This is a genomic window from Mycobacterium gordonae, from assembly GCF_002101675.1.
Classification (GTDB): Bacteria; Actinomycetota; Actinomycetes; order Mycobacteriales; family Mycobacteriaceae; genus Mycobacterium; species Mycobacterium gordonae.
Genome location: NZ_LQOY01000044.1, coordinates 25,982 through 36,836 on the forward strand (window position 1 = coordinate 25,982; position 10,855 = coordinate 36,836).

At 67.9% G+C, this 10,855-nt stretch carries 7 protein-coding genes; 4 read left to right on the plus strand and 3 right to left on the minus strand.

Annotation, left to right across the window (positions count from 1 at the left end):
* Positions 1–101: 101 nt before the first annotated feature.
* Positions 102–866, minus strand: coding sequence for a hypothetical protein (locus tag AWC08_RS08025; RefSeq protein ID WP_065137281.1), 765 nt, complete (start codon positions 864–866; stop codon positions 102–104).
* A 189-nt stretch (positions 867–1,055) separates the two neighbouring features.
* On the opposite strand from AWC08_RS08025, the gene AWC08_RS08030 reads away from it, so the two are divergent.
* A complete protein-coding gene (locus tag AWC08_RS08030) occupies positions 1,056–2,756 on the plus strand; it encodes an MFS transporter (RefSeq protein WP_082986769.1) in 1,701 nt (566 codons plus the stop codon).
* Positions 2,757–2,759: 3 nt separating this feature from the next.
* Here the strand turns inward: AWC08_RS08030 and AWC08_RS08035 are convergent, their stop codons facing one another.
* Together AWC08_RS08035 and AWC08_RS08040 are read right to left on the minus strand one after the other, a co-directional pair.
* A complete protein-coding gene (locus AWC08_RS08035; RefSeq protein WP_065137282.1) occupies positions 2,760–6,158 on the minus strand; it encodes a TM0106 family RecB-like putative nuclease in 3,399 nt (1,132 codons plus the stop codon).
* A gap of 393 nt (positions 6,159–6,551) precedes the next feature.
* Positions 6,552–7,133, minus strand: coding sequence for an LppP/LprE family lipoprotein (locus AWC08_RS08040; RefSeq protein ID WP_232007929.1), 582 nt, complete (start codon positions 7,131–7,133; stop codon positions 6,552–6,554).
* A gap of 72 nt (positions 7,134–7,205) precedes the next feature.
* Between AWC08_RS08040 and AWC08_RS08045 the strand changes: the two genes are divergently transcribed.
* From AWC08_RS08045 to AWC08_RS08055, 3 genes are all read left to right on the plus strand, one after another.
* Positions 7,206–8,930, plus strand: coding sequence for a DEAD/DEAH box helicase (locus AWC08_RS08045; protein WP_065137283.1), 1,725 nt, complete (start codon positions 7,206–7,208; stop codon positions 8,928–8,930).
* The gene (locus tag AWC08_RS08050) at positions 8,927–10,063 is read left to right on the plus strand and encodes an acyltransferase family protein (RefSeq protein ID WP_065137284.1); all 1,137 of its coding nucleotides are present in this window, start codon (positions 8,927–8,929) and stop codon (positions 10,061–10,063) included. Before AWC08_RS08045 ends, AWC08_RS08050 begins: the two co-directional genes overlap by 4 nt.
* 156 nt (positions 10,064–10,219) lie before the next feature.
* Positions 10,220–10,855 (plus strand): PE family protein (locus AWC08_RS08055; RefSeq protein ID WP_142283469.1); only part of this gene is annotated, 636 nt, incomplete at its 3' end.

A 10,855-nucleotide genomic window follows, 5' to 3' on the forward strand; every position in this document is an offset into this window, starting at 1 on the left:
CTCGGTGGTCGGCGACGGGTCCCGACCGTTTCTGACCCATAAAGGCTAGCGCTTTGCCCGCGATCCGCGAGAGAGACCGAGCGCTTTGGCCGGCATCCGCCTCAGCTGGCATCCCGGACCGGCGGCAGCACGTGCAGGGTGACGGGCCAGCGCTCCGGGGGCGGCCCGAAGGCCGAGCGGGAATTGCGGACCAGCTTCTTGCCCACCATCCGGTTGCCGATGGCGCCGATGATCGCACCGATGCCGACCGGCAGCAGCTTGCCGAACATCAGGGCGCCGCGCTTGAGCGCGAACCTCTTGACGAAGCGCTTGAGCAGGCTGTTGTTCAGCTTGGACACCGCCGGCAGCGGCAGTGATGCCATGCTCTCCGACACCCAGCCGCCACTGGTCCGCCCGCCTCCGATCAGCTGTGCCACGGCCTCCTTGCTGTTGTCGCCGACCAGCACGGCCAGTACCAGGGCACGCCGCCGTTCGCGATGGTCGAGCGGGATGCCGTACACCGACGCCAGCGCCAGGACCAGCAATGCGGTGGCTTCCAGGAAAACCGCGGTCTCACCGGCGGCCGCCGACAGCGCGGCGATAGTGCCGATGCCCGGCAACGTCGCCGCAGCGCCCACCGCCGCGCCACTGGCCGTCACCGCGGCCACGAAGCGCTTTTCCAGCATGGTGACGATCTCGGCCGGGCCGGCGCCCGGGTGCGCCCGGCGCAGACGCGCCACGTACGCCTCGGCGGCCGGACCCTGAATGCGTGAACTGCGTTCGATGATCCCGGCCAGGGCCCTGCTGGATGCCTTCGGCCGGCCCCCGGGACCTGCCATGCTGGCGGGCTGCTGGTCCGGTACCGACTTGCTTCGTCGAAAGCTCATAGTGCCTCTCCTCGGGATGGCGTCTTCTTCAGGCTAACGCGCGTCTCGCAGGATGAGCGCCGGGCACAGATTCGGGGGGCTCGCCTCGTGCTGCCGCCCTACCGGAGAGCGAAGCGGTGAGCCGAGCGGGAATAATGCGGGCTGGACTCGTGCGAGACCTGACGCGGGGGCCGAATCGAGGTGCGACATATGAGCACGGCGACCAGCCGGGTGGCCGGAGACAGTCTCTCCGGCAGCCCGTGGGCCGCGCTGTGGGCGATGATGCTCGGCTTCTTCATGATCATGCTCGACTCGACGATCGTCGCGGTGGCCAATCCGACGATCATGACGGCGCTGCACATCGGCTACGACACCGTTGTCTGGGTGACCAGCGCCTACCTGCTGGGCTACGCGGTGGTGTTGCTGGTAGCCGGGCGCCTCGGCGACCGGTTTGGACCCAAGAATCTGTATGTGATCGGCCTGGTTGTTTTCACCTTCGCCTCGGTGTGGTGTGGGCTGTCGGGCAGCGCCGCCATGTTGATCGCCGCCCGGGTCGTCCAGGGCGTGGGCGCCGGACTTCTCACGCCGCAGACGTTGTCGATGCTCACCCGCATCTTCCCGGCCCACCATCGCGGCTCCGCAATGAGCATGTGGGGTGCCACCGCCGGAGTTGCCAGCCTGATCGGACCGCTGGCCGGGGGAACGCTGGTAGACGGCCTAGGCTGGCAATGGATCTTTTTCGTCAATGTGCCGGTTGGCGTGATCGCCCTGGCGCTGGCGGTCTGGCTGGTACCGGTCCTGCCCGTTCGCGAGCACGGTTTCGACCCGATCGGCGTCGTGTTGTCCGGGGCGGGCATGTTCTTGCTGGTGTTCGGACTGCAGGAAGGCGAGTCGGCTCATTGGAAGCCGTGGATCTGGGCCGTACTGGTGGCCGGCGTCGGGTTCATGTCGGCGTTCATCTACTGGCAGTCGGTCAACAGGCGTGCGCCGTTGGTTCCGCTAAACATGTTCGCTGACCGCGACTTCAGCCTGTGCAACGTGGGAGTGGCCATCGTCTCGTTCGCATCCACGGCGATGATGCTGCCCCTGACCTTCTACGCCCAGTCGGTGTGCGGCTTGTCGCCGACGCGTTCGGCCCTGTTGATCGCCCCCGTGGCAATCAGCAGCGGCCTGCTCGCGCCGCTCGTCGGGCTGATCATCGACAAGGTTCACCCGGTCCCGCTGTTGGGTTTCGGGTTCTCGGCGCTGGCGATCTCGATGACGTGGCTGGCGATGGAGTTGGAGCCGGGCACGCCAATCTGGCGGCTGGTGTTGCCGTTCATCGGGATCGGGGTGGGGATGGCGTTCGTCTGGTCGCCGCTGGCCGCGACGGCGACCCGCAACCTGCCGATCGAGCAGTCCGGCGCGGGATCTGGCGTTTACAACGCCACCCGGCAGCTCGGCGCGGTTCTCGGGAGCGCGGGCATGGCCGCGTTCATGACGTGGCGCATCGGCGCCGAGCTGCCGCAGGGTGGGCAGGCGCCCGCCGAGGACGCTGCCCTGCAGTTGCCCGCGTTCCTGCAGGAACCCTTTTCGGCCGCGATGTCGCAGTCGATGCTGCTGCCGGCGTTCATTTCGCTGTTCGGGATCGTCGCGTCGCTATTCCTGGTCGGCGCGGTGGGTTCGGCCCTGGGCCGGCGCGAGGTCGATGACCTGGCCGGCTACGTGCTGCCCGACGACGACCTGGAAGACGACGATGACGGCTACGTCGAATACATCCTGCGCCGGGAAACGGACACTGACTATGAGGTCAGCGCCCAGCCCGTGGCCGCCGTGCCCCGGCGCAACGGCGCTCCCAGGGTCGCAGTGCCCCGGGTGGCGGCCTATGCGCGTCGGCCGGACCCCGACGATCCGGTCGCCGGTCGAGTCTGAGCGTCACTGCCCCCCGGTGAGGGCCAGGAAGGCGCCGAGGTCAACCAGGCCGGCCGGGGTGGCGGGCAGATACTGGGTCAGCATTTCCGATCGCACGATGATCGCCGCGTACTGAGCGCGGCTGATGGCGACGTTGAGCCGGTTGCGGTTGAGCAGGAACGAGATGCCGCGCGGGACCTCGTCGATCGACGATGCCGTCATTGAGATGAAGACGATCGGTGCCTGTCCGCCCTGGAACTTGTCGACGGTGCCGACCCTCACCGCCGCCAGGCGGGCTTTCGTGAGCTGGTCACGGATCAGGGTCACCTGCGCGTTGTACGGCGCGAGCACCAGCACGTCGGAGGCGGCCAACGGGCGAGTGCCGTGCTCATCGGTCCACGGCCGGCCGAGCAGGCGCCCGATCTCGGCGACGATGGCCGCCGCTTCTTCGGGGCTGTCGGTCGAATTGCCGTGATGGCGAACGGGTAACACATGCACGCCGGGGTCGTGGCCGTGCAGGCGGCGTGCCGCGGTGAACTCGGCGTGTGAACGCAGCCGGCCTTCGTAGGACAGCGCCGAGACGGCGGCACACACGTCGGGGTGCATCCGGTAGGACAGGTCCAGGAAGTAGCCGCGTTCGTCGGGCAGGGTCTGCTGTCCGTCGACCAGCCATTCCAGCGCGGAGATATCGACTTTTTCCGGGTGGGTGCCCTGACTGACCTGCGGAAGCTGCTGCGGATCCCCGAGCAGTAACAGGTTGGTGGCTGCCGGTGCGACCGCAATGGTGTTGGCCAGACAGAATTGGCCCGCCTCGTCGATGACCAGCAGGTCCAGGCAGCCCGGCGATACCCGCTCGGCGTTGGCGAAATCCCAAGCCGTTCCGCCGATCACGCAACCAGGGTGGTCGGCGATGAACGCTTGGTAGTGGCTTGCGTCGATCTCCTGCCATCGCGCGGCACTGGCGCCCTTCTTGGCGACGAGAGCCGGATCCAGGCCGGCGTCGATGACACAGTCCAGCACGTTCTCGACGGCGGCGTGGGATTGTGCGACCACGCCGACGCGCCATGAATGGTCGGTGACCAGAGACTTGATCACCCGGGCGGCGGTGTGGGTTTTGCCCGTGCCGGGTGGCCCGTGCACCGCCAGATAGGACGAGTCCAGGCCCAGCGTGGCGGCCGTGATGTCGGCGATGGTGTCGGCGCTGCGCGGCAGCCCGGCCCGGGTGCGTGGTGGGCGCCGCAGCAGGAGGTCCATGAGTGCAGTGTGGGGCAGCTGCGGCAATCCGGCCGCGACGGCGTGCGCCGTCGACGCGACAGACAGCCGGAGGGCGGTCGTCTTCACGGGCGGGCCAGGCGTCAGGGCGAATGGCAACTGCTGGAAGGTGTTGCCGTCCCTGGTCGTTCGCTCCAGGATGGTCACCTCAGCGGGCAGGCTCGGGTCGTCGACCCCGACGACCTCGGCTCGGCCTGCCCCCCGGCGGTCGGGATCCTCGGCCATGCCGGGCGGGGCCGGCGGTTCATACAGTGCGAACACCTCCTGGCTGAGGTCACCTCGGGTCAGTTCGCCGGTCAGCCGGACCCGGCGCTGCGGTTTGCGGGCCCGCGGTGGCGTGTGCCAGTCGGTGACGACGGAGGCGGATTCCACCACGAAAACGTCTGTGCTGTCCGACCATTTGTCGACGGGATAGTTCAGCCTGTCGAAGTGCGACCACCAGAACGGCTTGTCCTCGCGCTGGTGATATCCGCGTGCGGCGGCTATCAGGGCGACGGCCGTCTGTTCGGGCGTGCGGTCGCCGGCTGCGGCGTCGCCGGTGAACTTCGCCAGCGTGGCCGCCAGCGGATCGTGGTCTTCGATGGCGCCACGCTCGGGGACCGGCTGGACGCCAATCGGTGTCACGCCCGATTCCCACGCCAGAATCAGCAACCAGTCCCGCAGCTTGCGGGTGGACAGGCAGTCGTAGTGGTTGTACTCCTCGATCTCCTTGAGCACCGTGGCCGCCTCATCGGCGCGGCCGCCGGCCACCAGTTCGCAGTACCGCGCATAGGAGGTAATGGAGTCGGTGGCCGTGGTGACATCACCCGAGCGCAACTGGGCGCCCATGTACAGCGGCTCGAGGGCCTTGAGGCTCAGGCTTTCCGCGCCCACCCGAATGCTCTTGCGCACCAACGGGTAAAGGTCTACCAGCACACCGTTGCGCAACAAGTCGTCGACCTCGTCCTCGCCGACGCCGTAGCGCCCGGCAAGGCGCAGTAACGCGGTCTTCTCATAGGCCGCGTAATGGTAGATGTGCATGTTCGGATAGCGCCTGCGGCGCTTGGCCACCAAGGCCAGAAACTCCTTCAGCGCCTCGCGCTCATCGATGCGGTTGTGCGCCCACAGCGGACGGAATCTGCCGGCGGGGCCGCCTTCCAGGACACCGAACAGGTACTCCAGTCCCCACTGGTGGCCGTCGGCGGTCCACAGCGGGTCGCCTTCGAAGTCGAAGAACACATCGCCGGGGTTCGGTTCGGGCAACAGAGCCAGCGGCTGGGGATCGGCCACCTCGAACTGCGCGGCACCGCTTTCACGTTGCCGTATCTGTAGTTCGGCCTGCGCCGTCAGTTTGTCGAGGGACCCGGCGCTAAGGCCGGGCACTGGGCGACGGCGGGCGGCGAGCTCGCCGATGGTGGTGATGCCGACGTCAATCAGCTTCTCGCGCTGGCTGATCCGCATGCCCGCGACCAGTAGCAGGTCGTCGGCGGCGCGCAACTGTTCGGTGCACAGCGGGCAGCGGAAGCAGGCCTGTACCTCGTCGTCATCCCAGCGCACCGCGCGGCCCGCGGCGTAATGCCCGTCCAGCAGACGCTGGAGCTGCGCGCGCTGGGTGCGGTAGACGGGCATAAGGTCGCTGAGGCGATAGCGCACCACCGTGCCGTCGCCAAGTTCCAGCTCGGCATCCGGGGCGATCGGCACCCCGGCCGCTGTCAGTGCGTCGGCGTATGCCGCCAGCTGCAGCAGTGCGGTGACCTTCGCCGAGCGGGCCAGCTTGGTGTCGGTGACCCGGTAGCGCTCGCCGTCGCGGATCAGGAAGTCGGCGAAACCGACGAAGCGGCCGTCGAACATGGCCGCCTGGTAGACCACCGGTGCGCTTTTGGCGATGGCGCGACGGGTGGCCTCTGCCGCTGCCGTCAGCCCGGCGTGGGTGTAGGCGGGACGGCCGATGACAGCGATTTCGTCGCCGTATTGCGCGCGCAGCCGGTCTAGTCTCCGGCGCTCGTGGTCATCACCGAGAACGGCCGTGCGGGCCAGCAATTCGTCCTCGACGGACACGGCCGTGCCGCGTCCGAGCTTGGCGTCGAAATCTCGCAGCAGGGCGTACTCGCATCGCGCGGCGGACGCGAGATCCGATGCGCTGTAGACGATGTTGCCGTCAGTGACGAACACAGGTGTAACGGTAGGCGAGGGGTGTGACATGTCGGCGTGCCGGTCGTCGCGAGCAACAACGGTGACAGTGGCGCGGCCACCACCGTCGGCAGGAGCTACCGATGGCAACGGTGCCCCGGGCGGCGGTCTCGGCGGCAACGGAAATGATAGCGGGAAAGCCGAAGCGACCGGCACCGGCGCGGTCTCACCCCGGGTGTCGGCGCGGCGGCCTGCATGCAGGTGATGACGTGGCCTACCGCGGCCGAGGTGGCGGCGGCGAAGACGCCGACATCGTCTGCATGCTCATCGGTGGCGCGGAGCCGCGTCCGGCAACCTGGGCGGCCAGGGCGGCAACCTGAACGTCTTGGGCAACAGCGGAGGGGACGGCGACAGCGCAGGTCAATCCGCCCACGCTCAGCGGCCCGGCGAATTACCGATGATCTCCACTCCGCTGCCGTTCCAGCGGAACTTCACCGTGGCGGGTAGGCCGACCCCACTGGCGAACGTCAGCGCGACGGTGTCCCCGGTGCTCTGCGCCGGGTCGACCCCGTTGAATCCGTAGGTGTCCGGTACGCCCTGCGGGATGAACTTGCCCAGGTGGAACAGCACCGCGCGGGTGGTCGGATTGTCCACGTTGGTATTGGCCTTGATGATCACCGCGGACAGCTGCGCGCACTCGTTGTAGTTGCCGCCTAACGGTTCTGGGTTCCAGGGTTGTTGGCTGCGTGGGTCGCGGGGCAGTTCCGAGACGACTTTGGCGATGGTCGGTGAGCCCAGGTTCACCGCGCACGGGTCGGGCGGCGCCTCGCTACTGGACGGGGCTGCAGTGCCCGGCGGTGGGTTCGCCGGTCCCGCCGTCATGGCCGCCGATGTGGGTTTGGTGGCCTGCGGCGTCTTGGCGACCGTCGAATCCCCCGACCCGCATCCGGCCAACGCCAGCGTGCAGACGGCAACCAGCGGGGCGGCGCGGTAGGGCAGGGTCCACACACCGGGCACCGTACCGTCATCGGGGCCAGGGGTGCGGCAGGCATGGCCGCCCGGGCGGCACACTCTAGACTTCATCTCCTGATGGCAATTCCGGACAGTCCCCCCGAAACGCCCGTGACGACGTTCGCCGACCTGCAGATTCATCCCGATGTCGTGCGCGCGATCGCTGCCGTGGGCTACGAATCCCCGACCGGGATCCAGGAGGCGACCATTCCGGCCCTGATGGCGGGCTCGGATGTGGTGGGTCTGGCCCAGACCGGCACCGGCAAAACGGCGGCGTTCGCGCTGCCGATCCTGTCCAAGATCGACACCACCAGCAAGGCCACCCAGGCGCTGGTGCTGGCGCCTACCCGCGAGTTGGCCCTGCAGGTGGCCGAGGCGTTCAGCCGCTACGGCGCCCAGCTGCGGCAGCTCAACGTGTTGCCCATCTACGGCGGGTCGTCGTACACGGTGCAACTGGCCGGGCTCAAGCGCGGTGCCCAGGTCGTGGTCGGCACCCCGGGCCGCGTCATCGACCACCTGGAGCGCGGCACCCTGGATTTATCCCGGGTCGACTACCTGGTGCTCGACGAGGCCGACGAGATGCTCACCATGGGCTTCGCCGAAGAGGTCGACCGCATACTGTCCGAAACGCCGGAATACAAGCAGGTGGCCCTCTTCTCGGCCACCATGCCACCGGCCATCCGCAAGATCACCACCAAATACCTGCATGATCCGCTGGAAGTCACGTCCAAAGCGAAAACGGCTACCGCCGACAACATTTCGCAGCGCTACATCCAAGTGGCGGGTCCCCGCAAGATGGACGCGCTGACGCGAGTCCTCGAGGTCGAGCCGTTCGAGGCGATGATCGTCTTCGTCCGCACCAAGCAGGCGACCGAGGAGGTGGCCGAAAGGCTGCGCGCCCGCGGCTTTTCCGCGGCCGCCATCAACGGCGACATCCCGCAGGGCCAGCGGGAAAGGACCATCGCGGCCCTGAAGGAAGGCGGTTTGAAAGGGATCGACATCTTGGTCGCCACCGACGTCGCCGCCCGCGGGCTGGACGTCGAGCGCATCTCCCACGTCCTCAACTACGACATCCCGCACGACACCGAGTCCTACGTACACCGCATCGGGCGCACCGGCCGGGCCGGACGCTCCGGCAACGCGCTGCTGTTCGTGTCGCCGCGGGAACGTCACCTGCTCAAGGCGATCGAAAAGGCAACGCGACAAACACTTATCGAGGCCGAGTTGCCCTCGGTCGAGGACGTCAACGCCCAGCGGGTGGCCAAATTCGCCGATTCGATCACCGACGCACTGGGCAGCCCGGGCATCGAACTGTTCCGCCGCCTGGTCGAGGACTACGAACGCGAACACGACGTTCCGATGGCCGATATCGCGGCGGCGCTGGCGTTGCAGTCCCGCGACGGCGAGGCCTTCCTGTTGGCGCCGGATCCGCCGCCGGAGCACCGGGAGCGTCGTAAGGAGCGAGACCGCGAGCGACCGGAAAGGCCAAGGCCGACAAAAGCTTTCACCACCTACCGCATCGACGTCGGCAAGCGGCACCGCATCGGCCCGGGCGCCATCGTCGGCGCCATCGCCAACGAGGGGGGCCTGCATCGCAGCGATTTCGGTCATATCGCGATCGGCCCGGACTTCTCGATGGTCGAGCTTCCGGCCAAGCTGCCCCGGGCGACGCTGAAAAAGCTTGAACAGACCCGTATCTCGGGAGTGCTGATCAACCTGCGGCCGGACCGGCGTTCGGAGAAAGCCCAGACACCGCGGCAACCCGGCGGCAAGGGCAAGCCGAGCCGAAAGCGCGGCGCATGACGGTGTCGGAAGCCGAGGACGCCCAGGGCGGTCTCGAGCAGACCTCTGGCGTCGACCGGGTCGCGTCGCTGACCGGTGTCCGTGCCGTTGCCGCGCTGCTGGTGGTGGGCACCCACGCGGCCTACACCACCGGCAAGTACACGCACGGTTACTGGGGCCTGGTCGGTGCTCGCATGGAGATCGGCGTCCCGATGTTCTTCGTGCTGTCGGGCTACTTGCTGTTCCGCCCGTGGGTGAAATCCGCGGCCACCGGCAGCCCGTGGCCGTCGGTGCGTCGCTACGCGCGTAACCGGGTGCGGCGGATCATGCCCGCCTACGTCGTCACGGTGCTGTTCGCCTACGTGCTGTATCACTACCGCGAGGCCGGTCCCAATCCCGGCCACAGCTGGCTGGGCCTGGTCCGGAACCTCACGCTGACCCAGATTTACACCGACGGCTACCTCGGCAAGTACCTGCACCAAGGCCTGACCCAGATGTGGAGCCTGGCGGTGGAAGCCGCCTTCTACGTGACGCTTCCGCTGCTGGCCTATCTGCTGTTGGTGGTGCTCAGCCGGCGACGATGGCAACCGAAACTGGTGCTGGCGGCGCTGGCGGCGCTGACGCTGATCAGCCCTGGCTGGCTGGTGCTGGTGCACATCGACCGCTTTTTTCCCGACGGCGCGCGGCTGTGGTTGCCCACGTACCTGGCCTGGTTCCTGGGCGGCATGATCTTGACGGTGCTGCAGCAGATGGGGGTGCGCTGCTACGCGTTCGCGGCCATCCCGCTGGCCGTCGTCTGCTATTTCATCGTCTCCACTCCGATCGCGGGCGCCCCCACCACCTCACCGGCGTCGCTGCCCGAAGCGCTGTGGAAGACGGGGTTCTACGCGGTGATCGCCACGCTGGCGGTGGCGCCGCTGGCCCTGGGAGACACGGGCTGGTATTCCCGGCTGCTGTCCAGCGCGCCGATGGTCTGGCTCGGCGAGATCTCCTATGAGATCTTCCTGATCCACTTGATCACAATGGAATTCGCGATGGTGTACATCGTGCGGGCGCACGTCTACACCGGCCCGATGCTGAACCTGTTCGTCGCCACCATGGTGGTGACCATCCCGCTGGCCTGGCTGCTGCACCGGTTCACCCGGGTTCGATGACTTCTTTGGTTGCCGCCGGCGGGGCGGGCGGCTGAGGCGATCGGTGGGGTTGATCGCGCCATGTTGCGGCGAATCCAACCGGCTCTTGGCGGACCCGCGTAAAGTCCCGCAACGATCGTGAACTAATCGGTGCCGTCAAATCTCCCGGGAGCCTAGATGTCGTCTTACTTGATCGCCCTACCCGAGGCCTTTACGGCGGCGTCCGCGGACCTGACCGGGCTCGGAGCCGCGATCCATCAGGCCAACGCGGCGGCGGCAGCTTCGACCACAGGTCTGGTGTCCGCGGCCGCCGACGAGGTGTCGACGTCGATCGCTCAGTTGTTCGGTGGCTATGCCCAGGAATACCAGTCGATCAGCGCACAAGTGTCGGCGTTTCACGAAGAATTCGTGCTGGCCTTGGCCCGGGCGGGTCTGGCGTACGGGGCGGCCGAAGCGGCCAGCGTCAACCCGCTGCAAACCGTGGTCGACGACATCCTGGCGGTGATCAACGCTCCCACCAAGTTTCTGCTGAACCGGCCGTTGATCGGCAATGGCACCGACGGAGCCGCCGGTACCGGGCAGGCGGGCGGCGCTGGTGGGATCTTGTTCGGCAACGGGGGCAACGGCGGGTCCGGTGCGCCGGGCCAGGCCGGCGGAACCGGTGGTGCCGCTGGCATCTTCTACGGCTTCGGTGGCACCGGAGGCGCTGGTGGCGCCGGGGCCGCGGGCGGTGACGGCGGTGCCTCCGCCCTTCTGTTCGGCGGCGGTGGCACCGGTGGCACCGGTGGGGCCGGGGCGGCCGGAGGCCGGGCT

Coding starts and splice junctions, on each gene's coding strand:
- AWC08_RS08025 (WP_065137281.1), bottom strand. CDS start 866: ATGAGCTTTCGACGAAGCAAGTCGGTACCGGACCAGCAGCCCGCCAGC.
- AWC08_RS08030 (WP_082986769.1), top strand. CDS start 1,056: ATGAGCACGGCGACCAGCCGGGTGGCCGGAGACAGTCTCTCCGGCAGC.
- AWC08_RS08045 (WP_065137283.1), top strand. CDS start 7,206: ATGGCAATTCCGGACAGTCCCCCCGAAACGCCCGTGACGACGTTCGCC.
- AWC08_RS08050 (WP_065137284.1), top strand. CDS start 8,927: ATGACGGTGTCGGAAGCCGAGGACGCCCAGGGCGGTCTCGAGCAGACC.